Origin of the sequence: Citrobacter cronae, from assembly GCF_016893685.1 — a bacterium.
Taxonomy (GTDB): Bacteria; Pseudomonadota; Gammaproteobacteria; order Enterobacterales; family Enterobacteriaceae; genus Citrobacter; species Citrobacter werkmanii.
In genome coordinates, this window is sequence record NZ_CP069763.1 from 37,790 (window position 1) to 54,560 (window position 16,771).

Annotated in this window: 14 protein-coding genes; 1 reads left to right on the forward strand and 13 read right to left on the reverse strand. The window is 48.3% G+C overall.

Going from position 1 to position 16,771, the window contains the following annotated elements; all coding sequences use genetic code 11:
- The first annotated feature begins 19 nt into the window (after positions 1–19).
- Positions 20–1,036: a UDP-glucose 4-epimerase GalE gene (gene galE / locus JSN25_RS00135; protein WP_038632871.1), complete on the forward strand. Its 1,017-nt coding sequence runs from the start codon at positions 20–22 to the stop codon at positions 1,034–1,036.
- Between the two features lie 46 nt (positions 1,037–1,082).
- On the opposite strand, the gene JSN25_RS00140 is transcribed toward galE, so the two are convergent.
- The 13 genes from JSN25_RS00140 to tctD form a co-directional block, all read right to left on the reverse strand.
- Positions 1,083–2,474: a DUF4832 domain-containing protein gene (locus JSN25_RS00140; protein ID WP_159121352.1), complete on the reverse strand. Its 1,392-nt coding sequence runs from the start codon at positions 2,472–2,474 to the stop codon at positions 1,083–1,085.
- A 31-nt stretch (positions 2,475–2,505) separates the two neighbouring features.
- The gene (locus JSN25_RS00145) at positions 2,506–2,913 is read right to left on the reverse strand and encodes a hypothetical protein (protein WP_204525360.1); all 408 of its coding nucleotides are present in this window, start codon (positions 2,911–2,913) and stop codon (positions 2,506–2,508) included.
- A gap of 2 nt (positions 2,914–2,915) precedes the next feature.
- Positions 2,916–4,025: a glycosyltransferase family 4 protein gene (locus JSN25_RS00150; RefSeq protein WP_159121353.1), complete on the reverse strand. Its 1,110-nt coding sequence runs from the start codon at positions 4,023–4,025 to the stop codon at positions 2,916–2,918.
- A 1-nt stretch (position 4,026) separates the two neighbouring features.
- The gene (locus JSN25_RS00155) at positions 4,027–5,238 is read right to left on the reverse strand and encodes a glycosyltransferase family 4 protein (RefSeq protein ID WP_069324606.1); all 1,212 of its coding nucleotides are present in this window, start codon (positions 5,236–5,238) and stop codon (positions 4,027–4,029) included.
- 14 nt (positions 5,239–5,252) lie between these two features.
- A complete protein-coding gene (locus JSN25_RS00160) occupies positions 5,253–6,242 on the reverse strand; it encodes a glycosyltransferase family 2 protein (RefSeq protein WP_087856204.1) in 990 nt (329 codons plus the stop codon).
- Positions 6,243–6,246: 4 nt separating this feature from the next.
- Positions 6,247–7,617, reverse strand: a complete 1,371-nt coding sequence (locus JSN25_RS00165; protein WP_204525361.1) for a capsular biosynthesis protein — start codon at positions 7,615–7,617, stop codon at positions 6,247–6,249.
- Complete coding sequence (locus tag JSN25_RS00170) at positions 7,614–8,825, reverse strand: lipopolysaccharide biosynthesis protein (protein ID WP_038632887.1); 1,212 nt, start codon at positions 8,823–8,825, stop codon at positions 7,614–7,616. The genes JSN25_RS00165 and JSN25_RS00170 overlap by 4 nt, the downstream gene beginning before the upstream one ends.
- Positions 8,822–10,951 (reverse strand): GumC family protein, encoded by a 2,130-nt coding sequence (locus tag JSN25_RS00175; RefSeq protein WP_204525362.1) that lies wholly within the window; start codon positions 10,949–10,951, stop codon positions 8,822–8,824. The genes JSN25_RS00170 and JSN25_RS00175 overlap by 4 nt, the downstream gene beginning before the upstream one ends.
- Positions 10,952–10,953: 2 nt before the next feature.
- A complete protein-coding gene (locus JSN25_RS00180) occupies positions 10,954–11,511 on the reverse strand; it encodes a polysaccharide biosynthesis/export family protein (protein WP_204525363.1) in 558 nt (185 codons plus the stop codon).
- Position 11,512: 1 nt separating this feature from the next.
- Entirely contained in the window at positions 11,513–12,799 is a 1,287-nt protein-coding gene (locus tag JSN25_RS00185) for an outer membrane beta-barrel protein (protein WP_137351665.1), read from the reverse strand.
- Positions 12,789–14,204, reverse strand: a complete 1,416-nt coding sequence (locus tag JSN25_RS00190) for an undecaprenyl-phosphate glucose phosphotransferase (RefSeq protein WP_038632899.1) — start codon at positions 14,202–14,204, stop codon at positions 12,789–12,791. Before JSN25_RS00190 ends, JSN25_RS00185 begins: the two co-directional genes overlap by 11 nt.
- Before the next feature lie 451 nt (positions 14,205–14,655).
- Positions 14,656–16,068, reverse strand: coding sequence for a sensor histidine kinase (locus JSN25_RS00195; RefSeq protein ID WP_085048893.1), 1,413 nt, complete (start codon positions 16,066–16,068; stop codon positions 14,656–14,658).
- Positions 16,055–16,729, reverse strand: coding sequence for a transcriptional regulator TctD (gene tctD / locus JSN25_RS00200; RefSeq protein WP_069324600.1), 675 nt, complete (start codon positions 16,727–16,729; stop codon positions 16,055–16,057). Before tctD ends, JSN25_RS00195 begins: the two co-directional genes overlap by 14 nt.
- Between the last annotated feature and the right edge of the window lie 42 nt (positions 16,730–16,771).

A 16,771-nucleotide genomic window follows, 5' to 3' on the forward strand; every position in this document is an offset into this window, starting at 1 on the left:
GCATAAATCTGGAGTCTGTATGGCAATTCTTGTCACTGGTGGCGCAGGTTATATTGGTTCACATACGGTTTTAACACTACTGGAAAGAGGCGATGATGTCGTTGTCATTGATAATCTGTCGAACTCTTGTCAAGTCTCGCTGGACAGAGTCGCGGAACTCGCCGGAAGGAAACCGACTGTCTATATCGCCGATATTTTGGATCGGCAGGCGTTAAAGAACATTTTCACCCGCCATAACATCACTGATGTCATTCATTTTGCGGGACTCAAATCGGTTTCGGAGTCGATAAAAGAACCCCTCGCCTACTATGAAAACAACGTCACGGGTACGCTGGTATTACTTGATGAGATGCGGGCCGCAGGCGTGAATCGTTTTATTTTTAGCTCATCGGCCACGGTATACGGTAATCCGGAAAGCGTGCCGCTAAGCGAGCAGTCGCGCACGGGCGGTACGACCAATCCGTACGGCACGTCTAAATTAATGGTCGAACAGATTCTGGCCGATTTTTCACGCGCACAGCCCGATTTTCGCATCACCTGCCTGCGCTATTTTAACCCGGCCGGTGCCCATCCATCGGGTCGAATTGGCGAAGATCCTAACGGTATTCCCAATAATCTGGTCCCGTATATCTCCCAGGTCGCGATTGGTAAACTTGAGACCGTGTCGGTATACGGTAATGACTACCCAACCTCCGACGGTACTGGCGTTCGTGATTATATACACGTCATGGATCTGGCGACCGGCCACTTAGCCGCGTTGGATTCCCAGAACAAAGGCGCCGCTTACAAGGTGATTAATCTTGGTACCGGAGTCGGGTACTCCGTACTTGACCTCATTGAGGCGTTTGAAAAAGCGGCGCAGACAAAAATTAATTATCAGTTTGTCGCCAGAAGACCCGGAGACATCGCCGAGTGTTGGTCAGACCCTTCTCTGGCGCGAAAAGAGTTAGGCTGGCAGGCTATCTATAGCCTTGATGAAATGATGCGCGACACGTGGAACTGGCAAAAAAATAACCCGAATGGTTATAACCTGTGATGTTCTCAGCCACGAGCCTGGTCGCCAGGCTCGTGGCTTTACCAGGCTAGCGTGACGTTATTGTTGATACACGATACCAGCCGTTGCTCTGCTTCCCTTCATTGGCCAGGTTGATTCTCGCGGTACCAGATTTATCCAGCATCGCAACCTCAATCGCATATTGCCCTTTCGCCAACTGCTCCGGCATAGGCAGCGCATAACTAACCTGATGAATTCCAGGGAGCCAATGTCGTATATCATCCGCCGCATTGCCCTGCGCCACCACCTTATTCGCACTGTCTACTACACGAAATGCCAGCGTATAGGACAGGTAGATCGGTGCCACTCCATCGTTATACCAGGTACTGTTCAACGTCAGAGTTTGTCCACTGTTCCACACTGACTCATGGCTCAGGGACGCTAAGCGAAATCGGTAGCCCAGTTTGGTCAGCGCATCGTCGACAATCGGTCGATAATCGCTGGGTATCGCTCTCGATTTCAGGTTGATGGTACTGGCATGCTGCTTGAGCGCCCAGTCAAAAATCCCCTGCACTTCGGCGCGCGTATAATGAAAAGAATTCTTCCAGTCCTGCATATACGAACAGATTTCCAGACTCACCGGCGCGCGTTTCCAGACATCGTTAAAGCCTGCATAACTTTGCTGCGCTGCCAGTAATCGCTGAGGATAGTCATCTTGCATATGATTCCACGAGTCTGAAAACACGCGCAGGTCGCCCCAACAGTCCGCTCGCCACCCGGCCCCACGCGCCACCGCATTTGCCAGGCTTTGCCCACCGCTTATCAGCATAATTTTGGGCGTTTTGGGAAAGGCAGAAAAGTGCATCGCAACGTAGCGATCCAACTGTCCGGTGGTGTATCGCTGCATGAGTGACTGCAGGTCGGGGAAGTTGCTGTTATGCCACTCTCCCCACGACCCCACCATGCCGATATCAACAAAAGCGAGATTCTCATTACCATCGTAGCGCTGACCCAATGCGTTGAGCAGTCGCTGGCTGTATTCGATAAACAAAGGGTCATCTAAATCCGGCACAAACGTCTTATTATCAGACGTCCAGGTCCCTTTTACGCCTTTTTTAATCAGCCAGTCGGGAATTTTAGTGCCATCCCCCGGGTCGGCAAGCGCCATAAATCGTAGCCCGACATTCATCGCGGGACGCTGCGCCGCTGCGTATTTAAAGGCATCATCCACCAGCGCAAAATTGTACTGGCCCTCAACAGGTTCCAGATCTCGCCAGTAAAATCGCTCATACTCGAACCCGGTATTGGGATAATCCGCCAGACTCAGCGTTTCACCGTATCCCTGATGAAAACTGGCAACGCCAATCCCCGGATTAGTTAACGGCCCCGTCAATGCTTTGGGGGTTACGGTCGTTAATGCGGCCATGACCGACAGCGGGAGGAACATAACCAATAGCACAGAAACCCATTTACTCTTCATCGCAGTAACGCCCCCCACTGGTTTAATCACGCTAGCGGTTTTTCAGATTTAACCACCAGTCCCAAATACCGACGTGAAAATTTTGGAATACATCAATACCTAACGCTGATTTGATCATATACAGCGTCAGCAATACGCAGCAGGTGACGAACAGCACGGCGATCAACAGCAAAAAAGTGAGCAAGATCCGCGATAAAGTCGATTCCTGGCGATGCTGGCGGCGTAAATCTCTGCCAAACAAAAAAACCAGATAAAAACGTTTACTGAAAAAAGGAAAACTCCGGCGAATATCAATCTGATGCCGTGACACCAATGTCGAGGCCAGGATCGCGTTTTCTACCCCTGCTTTTTGTTCCGGGGTCAACCCCGCCGCTATTTGCTCATCAAGGTGAGCATAGAATCGCTCGATGACGGGAGGACGATTTTGAGGACTGGTCAAAATTAACCTATATCTTTATCAATTGAGTGATAGACGTTGACTGTCTTTTTGGCGATTTCATACCAATTATAGTTTTGCAAATATACACGATAGTCCACGCGATTGGCTGTCACCCACTGGGTTAATTTCTCGGCCAGACTGTTCACATCCCCGACCTTAAAATAGGCGGCGGCAGGTAGCTGAACTTCCAGGTTCGCCGGAATATCACTGACCACGGCGGGAAGAGAAAAGGACATCGCTTCCAGCAACGCAATAGGCAGACCTTCGTGATATGAAGGCATCACAAACAGTTTCGCCTGTGAAAATACCGCCTGCAGCTCATCACCGCGTAAAAATCCGGTCATCACGACGCCTGGCGTGTCGGCGGCCTGCTTTTTGAGGCGAATGCTGTATTCAGTCGGATGATCCGCATCGCCAATTAACACCAGCGGCATGGTCAAACCGCTTTGTTGATAAGCGGCGATGGCGTCATGCATCCCTTTTTCTTCGACAAATCGTCCAACCACCACAAGATAATTTTTCGGCTGTAGCCTAAAGCGGGAGAGCGTATTTTCGATAGTCAGCTCAGATAATAACCGCGGATCGTTCACGCCATTGTGAATTAAATGCGCGTCACAGCGACCATGTTTTTTCTGGATCAGTTGATTAATCACCTCAGAAATCACAATCACCTCGTTGGCGTATCTCACCGCCCAGCGTTCACCCAGCAACAGTATTTTTTTGGCAATGAAACCCCATTTCTGACGATCGTAGTCAGGCCCATGGTGGGTAAAAACGACCTTTTTGCCTAAAACACGTAATAATGGGATCACAAGGCCTGGTCCGATAGCATGCACATGCACAATATCCGAATGGTCGAAAACTGTCCTCAATGCCGCCAAAACGGAATGAACAATCGCTTCCAGCGAACGTTTTTTGGGCGCCCACAGCGCATAGGTTTCGACTTTCTTATACGTTGACCGTTTGTAATTCACATACGGTGAGCGAGCGATAACACAAATATCAACATCGAGCTGCTGCTTTATAGCAGGATAAAGATTCTGGCAGTGAGTCTCCACGCCACCCAACACATCCGGAATACCTCGTGTGCCAAAAACCGTTATTTTTTTCATACTATGGCCTGCTCAGCAGTTCTTTATACAGCGCCAGTAAGGTATCCATATGTTTACTTAGCGCATATTTTTCACTTAACCGCGCACGACCATGTAACCCCATAACCCGCGCTTTCTCTGGTGCGTCAGCCAGCGTATCCATCGCATTCGCCAACGCTTGCGCATTGCCCGGCTCGAATAAAATCCCTTCGATACCGTCACGAATTTGTTCCGGGATCCCGCCAATGCGCGATCCAATCACCGGCTTGCCTAAAGCCATCGCTTCTAATATCGCCATGGAACAGTTTTCATAACATTCAGAAGGAAGGATCACCGCCCGCGCATGCTTAATAAGCTTATCGAGAGCCTCCCCTTGCTGCACATAACCTAAAAACTCGACATCCGGGTATTGGGCGACTAACTCGTCATGTAGCGGACCGTGGCCCACAATTTTTAACGGTGCTTTGTTCTGCATTTTCTTATGTGCCGCCAGCAGCGTTGCCACCCCTTTTTCACGGCTCAGGCGACCAAAGAACAACATATAGCCTTCATCGCTTGTCTCATCCAGAGGACGGCTGTCATCGACCCCATTAACGATCACATCAATGCGGGAATTCGGCAGCGTACGCAACAACACGCCGCGTAAAAAAACGCTCGGCGAAACAATCACATCCAGCGCCTGGTAATTTTGCGCAATGTATTGCCAGGTTGCCTCCAGAGAGAGCAATAAGCTTTTTGAAGCGGAACCTTCCTGGCAACGATACCTGAAGGCATTAAAAACCGTGCCGGTGATACAGGCATCACACACTTTGCCGTCGCGCAGCATGGAATATGCAGGACATACAATCTTATAGTCATGCGCAGTCAGTACCGTTTTGCAGCCAAAATTGCGCGCAACTTTAATTATCGCTGGCGTTAACTGGTGGTAGATATTATGAAAATGCACGATATCCGGGCGCTCTTTTTGCAATAACGCCAGCATTTTTTTGCAGGCCTGCGAATTATGAATAAAGTTAACCGCCGTTTTGAGCCCGCCCAACAAATTACTTTCTTTGTGGTAGTCCACATTGCTGACAAAATAATCCGCATAGTCCGAAGGGAAATTTTTCTCATGCTGCATCGAGAAATCAATCACCTGCACTCCGGCCTGTTTCAGCATATCGCGCTCTTGAAAATAAACTGTTTCCGCGCCGCCTTTGATGAAAAAAAACTTATTTACTAATAAAACTTTCATGGCGTCTGCCTTAGTTATTCATGAATGATTTTACTGTCAGGCGGAGTCAACGGATCGCGTAGCGGATGTGTCAGCCCTATAACAAGTCCCGCAGAAAGCACAGCTAAGTTCATCACGCTTTGCAGGCCGTTCAATAACGACCGATTCTGCACGGTTTTCAGTATGACAAAGGCAAGCAATGGCAGAAATGCGATATCGAAAAGCTCGAGATTAAAGGTCACCGCCGCAATGAACAAAGCGACCAGGTAAACAGCAAAAATCGCCTCATTTTTAACCATCTTTAACGCGTTGATGAAATAGGGTTTTCCCCAGGCGCAGCGTAAAAATTCGCCCGGCGCCTGATAGTATTTGCTTTTCCAGCGATGCTTCAGCATCTGAAAGGTCGGCATGGTATGCGAAGTGTGAATGAAATACGGAATATTCAGACGACGTAGTTTATAACCCGCGTCAAGTAAACGCAGGCCAAGTTCGGCTTCTTCATAAGCGTGCAGATTACGGTTGGTTAGATAACCAATTTTTTCAATGGCTGAGCGGCGATATAGCCCCCCGCCGCCTAAATGGTCGCTGTCCCCTACGGGATAGATTTTATTAATGCGTTGCTTACGCGATTTAAATTCATAGTTAACGGCATCGTCCATTTCGACGGTTCCCGCTACGCCTGCATATTCCGGTTCAGCCTGCAAAAACGCGACAGCCTGATCCACAAACCCTTCTTCCAGCTCCATGTCGCCATCCATCAGCAACAGATATTCCCCCTCACTATAAAGGTAACCCAACTGATGTCCGACGCCACAGCAACGATCGCCAGGATCGGTTAATGACACCACAGTCACCCCTTTATCGATCGCCAACTGCTGGGTGTTATCCGTTGACAGACTATCTGCCACAATAATTTTATGTGGATAATCAACAAGCTGTTTCCGGATACTATCAATTGTTTTCTCAATACATTCAGATTCATTGAGCGTTTTAATACTCACTGAAATAAACGGTTTATTGTCCATACAATTACCCTACGCAGCGAAGGACGGTTCGACGAATCACTAAACTTGATCCTAGTGATAAATAGAACAGGAATTGTAACATCGGTATAATCATCAGTATCTGGCTGTAAGGTAAGCTAATTAAGCAAGCAATCGCAAAAGCATTAAATGCCGGAGCAAAGCTCAACAATTGCAGATCCTGCTGGTCCAGTTGTTCAAGCATCAGTAAAGGCTTGGGCTGACATATTTTCAGGATATAAATGAATAAGCTAATGAAGAGTAACGTGCCAATCACCCCCACTTCCCACAGCAGCATACTCAGAGAAGTCGAGTCGAGGATTAAGTTATAAATAATATTCAGAAAGCCTGGCGAAACCGTACTACCACTGTTAGTGGCGTTGAGTCCATAGCCAAATAACGTTCCTGAAAGTCCCCACAGATCGTTATTTTTTAGCCAGAACAGGAAGGTCGTAAAGCGCCCTAACTCCCCGGTAGACATAATGTAGTTCGGGTCAAAAATATAGCTCAAAGAGTCGATGAAAATACTCAACGAGCTTTTCGACGGATCGCCGCCAAACGCAGTAGAATAATAATACGCAAGGATCACTATCGACAGGCTAATCAGCAGCAACATCCCCGCCACAATAACCAATAACGTCTTCAGATTAACCTTGCTAACGTCTTTAACGTAGCTCGGTGAGATCCACACCCACGCCAGGAACAGCGGCGATAGCAGGATAACGAACTTTACTTCGCCAATAATACACAGCCCGATCCCGAGAACAATGTGCAACGCCATGGATTTAAACGCGGTCAGTCCGTGCTTATACTCAGAGACCTTTAACAACATAATCAGCAGGCAAAACAGGCCCATCGCAGCAGTGTTACCGCCCCCCATCGGGTCGCCGCCAAACGTGCCCACCACGGAATCCCATTTTTCATCTTCACCACGCACCGCGACACGCTGGGGAACAACCAGTAAAACCTGATAAATCATTACCGGGGTCTGCGCGTAGAACACCCAGTACAAATAGCGAGTCACGCGATAAATCTGCGACTCCCGGCAAAATCCCAGCAGTAAACAGATCATCACCAGCGACAGTGCGATTTCATTTTTAAAGGCCACAATCGCGACGGTGATCCCGCCCTGAATCAGAGTTGAAGCCCCGGCCAGTATCAGGAATGAGAAATACAGCGCCAGCACAATCGTCTCCTGCGCATCCAGACGCAGCGAGCCATCCCGCGTCTGCATCACCAGTAATCCCACCATCAACAGGGTCAGAAAAAAGGGGATCCATAGCACCGACTGTATGCCGGTAAAGTATTGCACCAGGCCACACAGGATCAGGGTAACGAAGGTATAACCTTGTAAATAATATCCGGTATTCAGCGTCATAGTATCACCGGCCTGTCTTTCAGCAGATTAGCCCGCTTGTTCATTTTCAAATAAATAAAGGCGTAGCGAATAAATGTCAGTGAAGAAAACAAAATCACCGACGTTGCATAGTCTTTATAAAAATAGGGCGTCACGACAAAAGCGAATAGCACAATCGCCAGTTGCTCCAACTGGATGCGCAGAAAATAGCGATGTGAGCCAAAAATAAGCTCTATGACCGTCAGGGGGCTTATCGCCAGCGCCGGGAACAGGTAGGGTAGCATGTAGCGTGACGTCTCAATGGAGTTAATCCAGTCTTCGCTAAAACCAAGGCGCATCACAATCGGGTAGAAAATAAACACGCCAAGAGTACAGATAACCCCCAGCACCAACAGCAGCATCCGTACCCGGGTATATTCCTGATAATTAAAGGTGTTATTTCTAAAATCGATAGACCACTTGGAAAAAATAGTATTACGCACCGCGTTCCCGATGATCACCACCGGCGCCAGGCAGAAGCGGCTGACCACGGAAAAATAACCGGCTGTCAGCGCCGAAAACCAGAAGTTAATCAGCATAATCGGCAGATTGCTGCTGGCCATCGCCAACACCTCAGCGCTGCCAACTTTAGTGATGTGATGAATATTCTGTTTAAAAAAATGCCAATTGCTGGCGGGCCGCAAATGTTGGGCCGCCACCAAACGAATATCAAACGAATGCAAAATACAGCTGATGGTCAGTACCATCGTCGCGCAGGCCCATGACCAGTAGAACAGTTGCACATGGTGCGTAACCAGTATCGAAAGTAATACCACCACAGAAACAGAAATGCGCTGGAAGATCAGAAAACGAAAGTTAGCTGTGCGCAGCGCCAGGTTTTCCGAGATCAGAACCCACGCCGTAGCAAGCGTCAGTAAATAGAGAAACAGTATGCTCTGGTGAAACAACCACGCGGTCAGTACAGCGTAGGGTAAGGCGATAATCGTGCTTTGTATCAGGCAAAACACAACATTCTGTACCAGTTCGTCGTCCTGCTGTTTAGGAATTAACAGCTGTGATGCAAAGGTACAGACCTGAGCGCCCACCACGGCAATACTGTAGTTGAGCGCATAAAGCCCCACTTCAGCCATATCGTACTTGTGTGAGATCAACCAGATAGACAGCGCACCAATCAACTGCGAGATGACTGATGAACCGGCTATCGTGGAGGCGCTCTTCAGTAGACTCATACGCGGCCTGGCGTTGTCATCAGTTGATCGGTGCTGAAGTTCAGTGAACGCAGGCCCTCTTGTGTTTCAAGGTCCTTTTCTTCAACCGCATTCAGCACAGCGCCAATCACAACGCCATCATTTTCCTCGATCTTGTCCAGCGCGTTGGCTATATGTCCCGCCGAACCCGAGCCGGCTTTCACGATGAAAATAACGCCATCAACGGCGCGTTTGATCAATTGCACGTCCTGACTCTGATTTACCGCAGCCACATCGATAATGATGCGTTGATAGTGGGATTTCAGTTCGTGCATTAACGGCTCAAGGTGCCCGGACGACAACATCAGCAGAGAAGAGATGGTGGTCTTCCCGTGCGGAATAAAATCGAGATTATCACTGAGCTTGATCCGCGCCTGTTCAAGCTGGGTCTCCCCACGCAGCAGTTCCGCTACGCCTGCGGACGTTGCCGATGCCAACTCGGATGAGAGTCCGTCAGTATTGAAGAAATCCGCATCAATAAGCAGCGTTTTCTGATCGAAACTAAAGGAATTTGCTAACAGACTCGCCAGCAAAGAGCGCCCTTCACGGTGCTCCGTCGACGCCACGGCGAGCGTCTGTAACGGTCGATTATCCAACATAATCCGGGTACGGATACCGTGCACAATATCGGCATTCAGCGGGTTCTTCAGGATCATGTCCCGCACCTGCGCGCGCCCTGAGGTTCCGCTAAAACGACGGATTTCGCCCAGCGGAGCAACGTTCAGGCGTTTTTTCATACGACTCAACGTACCGATTGAGTTGTCCATCGCCGCTTTGACAATGAAATACATGATACTGAACACCACCACCAGCAGGACCACCATCGCCAACAAGAGGGATTTATTCGGCTTCGCTGGTTTTAGTGCGGGAACGGCAGGATCATATAACACCGCGTCGGCATTTACGCCGGACAGCGACAGTTCCTGAGTACGTTGATACAGCGATTTATACAGATCTTCCATTTTATCTAACGACAGCTTTTGGCTATTCCAGGCATCACGTTTTGAGGCCATTTTCTGGAAGATCTCTTTCTGTTGCTCCACCTGCTGCTGATAGTTCTTTTCATCCGCCAGCGCCGCCAGATATTGCTGACGTAACCCCACTTTCAGCTCACCCAGAACCCGTCCGGTTTGGCTTTGGATCGACTGGACATCCGCTTCTGCTTTTAAAATAGCGGGATTTTTCGGCCCGTATACTTTGCGCAGTTCAGACAACGTGCGCTGCGCCTGAATTAACGCGATACGTAAATCCTGAATCTGGGCGTGGTTAGAGACCGAAGGTAGTGAGATAACGCTCTCCACCGACCGCCCTCCGCTGTTCACCTCGTTATAGACAGATTCTGCGGCAACGCGACGCTGGGTCGCATCAGCCAGACGATTGGTGACAATACTTAACTGCTCGGTTTCAAAACCATCGATACCGCGAAAAGTCAGCAGCCCGGCGTTTTTCAGATAGCTGTCCATTTCCTCTTTTTGTTTCGCTATCGACTTCTGAATCTCTTCCATTTTTTCAAAATTCAGTTCGCGGGCTTTCTCTACTTTCAGGCGCTTTTGCTCAACCGTATAGTTGATGAACGCCTGCGCGACGCCGTTGGCAACGTCAGCAGCCATCAGCGGGGAGGGGGATTCATAGGTGATAGACGCCAGGTTCGTTGTACGAATACCGATGACATTCAGGTTTTTCGACAACGTTTTCAGCGCTTGCTCCATCCTCAACTGCCGACTTTCATTGCTTTCCGCTCCCTGGGTACCGGCTTTTTCCCCGGTAAATTCCGGGTTTTCATCCAGTTTCATATCGCGGACGGCTTGCTCAAGCACAATACGCGAATGCATCAACGCATATTGCGTTTCATAGTAACCACTGCGCGTTGAATCGAAACCATCAACCTGTGGGAATGGAGAAACGTTATCGGCCTGGGCTTTAATCAGTACCGTCGCCGTTGAGACATACTTTGAGGACATCATGCTGATTAATGGGTATGCCACGACCCCGGCAACGATACCGGCCAGTGCGATTTTCCAGGCGTTCTTTTTCAGCTCTTTGGCAAAGCGGGAGAATTCAACCGTACTTTCTCGTTTTTTGCCGTTTTCCACTATAGATAGTTTCATCGTCAGAAGAACCCCATGCCAATAATCACGACATCCCCAGGATGAACAGAGTGCGTTAAATCGACATTCTCAAGCAGCTGATTGCTCCCCGACAGGCGAATGTTGATATCTTTTCGGTCAGCACGATCTGTAAATCCGCCCGCCTGCGCAATTGATTTCTCGACGGTAAGACCTGGCTCCCAGGCAAATCCGTTCGGGCTTTTCACCTCGCCCGAAACATAGTATCTACGGAATTCGGCAATACTTACCGTCACCATCGGCGTGGTAAAGTAATCTCCCGTCAGCCGTTGAGTTAATTCGTTAGTCACCTGTTCGACAGTTTTATCTTTTAATTTAAGAGCGCCCACAAACGGGAAATTAATCTCCCCGCTCTTATCCAAAATAAACCGCATCGTCATATCAGGTTGACCGTGAACAGCGATATTGACAGTATCCCCCGCCCCAAGCCGGTAATCCTGCTGAACAGTAGCAGGATCATCCATTAATCTCGGGCTGGACGTTGTGCATCCGACCACCAGGATACTGAATAGCAAAAACGCGCACAGTTCTATTATTTTCATTTTAGATCTGAACCTTAGCTTTAAGCATAATCATAGAATTATCATAACCCAACGTTCTAATAACTTCCTGGTTGTCGTTGGGACCGATATAAAACGAGTCAGTATCCTTATTCGAATTCAATGTATCTAATTGATATTTAATCTCAAAATTAACCGATGGCGTATAGTCGTAGCTCATGGTTACGCTAAATACCCCATCTTTATCATGCCGATCCTTGTTCTGTTTTTTATAGTCTTCCGCAGTGTATGAATAATCCAGCAAAGTCGAAAAACGATTCCCTAACCAGAAATGCTGGTAAGAAATGCCATACTGGGTCACTAAAATGTATCCCCCAACTTCCGACGGGTCTTTAATACTTTGTGCCGAGTGGGCTGTGAAAACCGACTGTTGCAGCGGCTTCCACTCTGCTTTTATGTCCCAGTTGAGGCCATTAAAATCATGCGAATTTGTGCTGTTTTCAAATGTTTTGTACAACCATGAAATATTCATGTCGACGTTAGTTTTTCCGGTCAACTGCGACTTCATGCCGTACAGCAAATAGTACTCATTAGTATCTTTTTCTGAGTTGTTGTCATAGCGACGCTGGTTAGTAATAAAGCTATAGCGAAAACGTGTTCTGGAAGTGTATTGGTCAAAAATTTCCGCTACCAGACTATTTTCATGCCATTCCTGTTCCTGAATGTAATGGTAAAAATCTTCACTGGTATCCTGCACATCAGAAGTATTACCGAAAGTCAGTTTTTTGTATAACAACGCCAGTTCCGCTTTGCCACGCCCCTCTGGCGCGCCGTAGCTGTAGCGTAATTCACTGTTGATGAAATTTGTCGTCAACGGTGATTTAATCCCATACTGCTCGAACTGGCCCGGTAAAAAGCCCTCGGTAATGCCGCGGCCACGGGATTCATGTCCAAGCGAATCCTCCAGATTGAGGGTTAAGCCATGCTTGAGTCCATAACGCCAGGCCCCGTTAAAACGGAAAAAATGATCGGTGTAGTTATCAGCAGAATCGCTCGAGTAGTTACGGTAATCCCCAGAGTACATCAGTAAATACTTATCCTGACCGCGCTCGCCGATCATACTCAGCACTGGCGCTGCGCTCTGAAACGAGGAACCGACAGCATCGCTGTTATGTGGCTGATAAGTCACGTTATCATTATAACCATAATCCACAGCAACCTTGCCCTGGAAGTCGATCCCCGCAAAGCCTATGTGTGATTTCGGTGTTAAATCAGCCCATGCGGACTGCGTTATCACGATTCCGGTAATAACGATTAATTTAGTATGCATTCTTACCGACAAATCCTTTGAAAATGGTTTTAATGATAATTTTTATATCCAGCCATAATGACCAGTTTTGAATGTACTCAATATCGTACTGAACCCGTTTTTCCATCTTATAAAGCGCATCGATTTCCCCACGAAAACCGTTAATCTGCGCAAGTCCGGTGATGCCAGGCTTTACCTTATGGCGGATCATGTAATTTTCGACCTGTTTACGATACTGCTCATTATGCGTAACCGCATGGGGTCTGGGACCCACAATCGACATACTTCCCTGCAATACGTTAATAAATTGCGGAAGTTCATCCAGCGATGTACGGCGTAAGAAACTACCGAATTTCGTCACCCGCGGATCGTTTTTCGTGGCCTGAATTACCGTCCCGGAATTCTCCATAACGCGCATAGTGCGAAATTTCCAGACCTTAATTTTTTGCCCACTCAGGCCATACCTGTCTTGTTTAAAAAAAACCGGCCCACGAGAAGTGAGTTTGATACCAATAGCAATAACCAACATCAGCGACGAAATCATCAGCATAATGATACTGCCAAGCACCAAATCTTCCGCCCGCTTAATAAACGAACCCGCCCCTTCAAACGGTGAGCTAAAGATACCAATGGTTTGCAGGTTGTGGATAGAGCGTAGCTTGGACATATTGTTGCTGTAGGTATAAAAGTCAGGAACAATATAGGTATCTACGGTGGTATCTGACATCATAGCCAGGAAATGGCGGATGCGGTGCAGCGCCACCATCGGTAAAGCGATATATATTTCGTCAATATTTCCCAGTCGGGCTTCCTCAACCAGATTAATCACCGGGCCACGAAAGGGGCTTTTGATCTTATCAACGATGTCGCCACAGCGCGATAACGCCCGCTCATCATAAAAAGCCAGATCCAATTTGATATTGGCGTACTCATACAGTAACGCGCTTTCCGCGGCCAGACCATTGTCGGTCAAACCAATAATCGCCACGCGCATACTCTTTTTCGTTGAATATTTAAAAATAAAAAAGCGAATGTAATAAAGAAAAGGTAATGGAATGAAGTACCAGTAAATAATGGCAGAATAAAAAGGCGAAGGTAACCTGTCTAAGTAACCGAGGGACGCCGGTTCTGCCACTGTCATACTCACCAGCTCGTTAAAAAAAATAGCCAGCAGCGTACAAAAAAGTAACCGTTTTTGATTACGTAAACCAATCGTTTTAATTTTTTGCTGATAAATCTTGATATATTCAGCAAACAGCAAAAAAAAGACTGAAAACAGAATACTCAGAATAGCAATGGTGTTAAATGGCATCAACCCCAGCAGATGGGCACTAAAAATTAGCGTCACATTAATAACGATAAAATCAACCAGTTTTAAAAAGACTGGATATCCTTGACTGCTAATCTTTAGCGATTTTTTTAGCATATCTCAGCCCATTATCTATTGATATTTAATTATTTTTTTCTCATTTCATGTTGCTAATTATATCACAAGTCTAAAAAACGCAATGACCCATTGTCAGTAAATGTAAAAAATAATGTTTATTAGTGTGATACAAACCACCCATTCATTCTCATCATTATGATTTTAAAGAAAATTAATGCAACATAAGTTTTAACCACCAAATCAAAAAAGTTCATTTTTTACAACAAAATCATCATTGACAATTAACAAAACATAGTCTATGAAAAACGTTTTATGTATGACAAATTTCACTACGGCTTTGCTTGATTTATTCTGAACCCACCTTTCATTGTGGCTAAACGCTGTAATTAAATAACAACAAATACCTTATAGTGATATTTAAAAACGCAACAATAACAAAGTTAATTACTTTTAATTATATTTGAGTGCCGGGCGCCACAATAAAAACATATCAGGCAGCAACGCTTAAAAAGCGCACCCGCACGCTTAACCCACCTAATGTTTCGCTGCGTGCCAGCTGCGGATGCGTCCGGTGTAAGCGAGCAATGTCGTTAACCAGCGCCAGACCAATTCCTGCGCCAGGGACATTGCCAACGTTATCAAGTCGATGAAACGGTAGCATCGCCTGATGAACCATCTGGTCATCTATACCTGGCCCGCTATCCTCAATCATCAGCACCACGGCTTCGCCTTCACGCTGCAGTCGGGCAGTCACCACCCCATGCGCAGGGGTGTATTTCAGGGCGTTATCCAGTAGATTTCCACACAGCTCGCCCAGCAGGACTTCATCGCCCTCAATCCACACCGCGCCCTGTTCCCCCTCATAACCCAGATCGATAGCTTTACTGCGCGCCTGCGCCAGCCGGGTAAAACAGCTGCTTTGCACCACCTCATACAAATTAACCGGTGAGAAGTGCTTTTCTTCCTGCTCTTTGCGCTTAACAGCCGACAGTTGAAGCAGCCTTTCCGTCAGCTGAATAGTGTTATCCAGAGTCACGCTCATGGCCTGTAAACTCTCGAACCATTGCTGAGGCTGCGGGCTGGCGAGGGCTACCGCCGCCTGAGTTTTCAGTACCGCTAACGGCGTTTTTAGCTGATGGGATGCGTCCGCGCTGAAGCGTTCCTGACGAGAGATAAGGCCACGAAGTCGGTCCAGATAGCGGTTGAATGCCACAATCAGCAGACGGGTTTCCGACCACGGCAACAGCTCCGGCAACGGCGTCAGCAGCCCAGGCTCACGACGCACCATCAGCGATGACAACTGGCGCATCGGACGTAGCACCCGACGCAGCAGCCAGCCAACCAGCACCAGCGTGAGCATTACCAGCAGTCCTTGCGAAACCCACGAGGAGAACAGCAACTGTCGCGCCAGATACCGCCGCGATTGCAGCGTTTCAGCGACATAAATTTCCGCCATACCGGTAATGCCGCCCTCGTTGACTGGCTGAAGAAGACGTGCCACGCGGATTGCCTCGCCGCGATATTCAGTGTGATAAAACCACGCCAGCGCCGGATAAAGCCGGGTGCGCGAGGTTGCAGGCGGCATCGCAGGTAAATCGTCATAACCTGATATCACCTTCCCCGCCGGGTCGACCACTTTGTAATACAGCCTGTCATTCATATTCAGTTCAAAACTGTCCAACACTACCCACGGCACATTCACTTCCAGTCGTTTATTACGTACCACTAACCGCTCAGAGACGGTTCTGGCGGACGAGAGCAGGGTCCGATCATACGCCTGCGTCGCCGCCTGTAACGCGCTGACATAGCTGTTAAATGCCGACAGTCCCCACAGCAATAGCAGCGGTAATCCCAGAAACATCAGCAGTTGCAGATACAACGACTGGGGCTTAACCCATTTCATCGCTACGCTCCAGCACATAGCCCAGACCACGTAACGTGGCGATGCGCACATCGCTTCCCTGAAGTTTTTTACGCAGACGATGGATGTACAGTTCGATACTTTCGGGGCTGACCTCATCGCTTAGACTGAAAACCTGTTCAAACAACTGCTGGCGCGAAACCGGACGCAGGCGACGGTACATCAGCACCGTCAGCAGAGCCTGTTCACGCGGCGTAAGCGCCAACGGCTGTCCCTGTAACATAAAATAGCCTTCATCGTGAAACGCCAACTCCCCCAGTTGCTGTATGCCTTGCACCTGCCCCGCGCTGCGACGAAGCAAAGCCCGCAGGCGGGCATCAAGCTCTTCGATTTCAAACGGTTTTGCCAGATAGTCATCGGCCCCGACGTTTAACCCTTTCACCCTGTCGGCCACCGCGCTACGCGCCGTCAACAGCAGAACGGGGAGCGTCTGACCGCGCTTGCGCAGCCGTTGGACGACTTCAAGACCGTCCAGCCCCGGCATATTGATGTCCAGCACCGCCAGCGCATACGTTTCGCTATGTAAAAGATGGTCGGCCGCCAGGCCATCAAAAACGCAGTCGACGGCAAAACCGTTTTGCACCAGCGCTTTCTCCAACCAGTGAGCTAACTCACGGTTATCTTCCGCTAATAAGAGACGCATATCACATCCTGTAAAGTTTCTGCCGCATTGAAAGGGAATTGA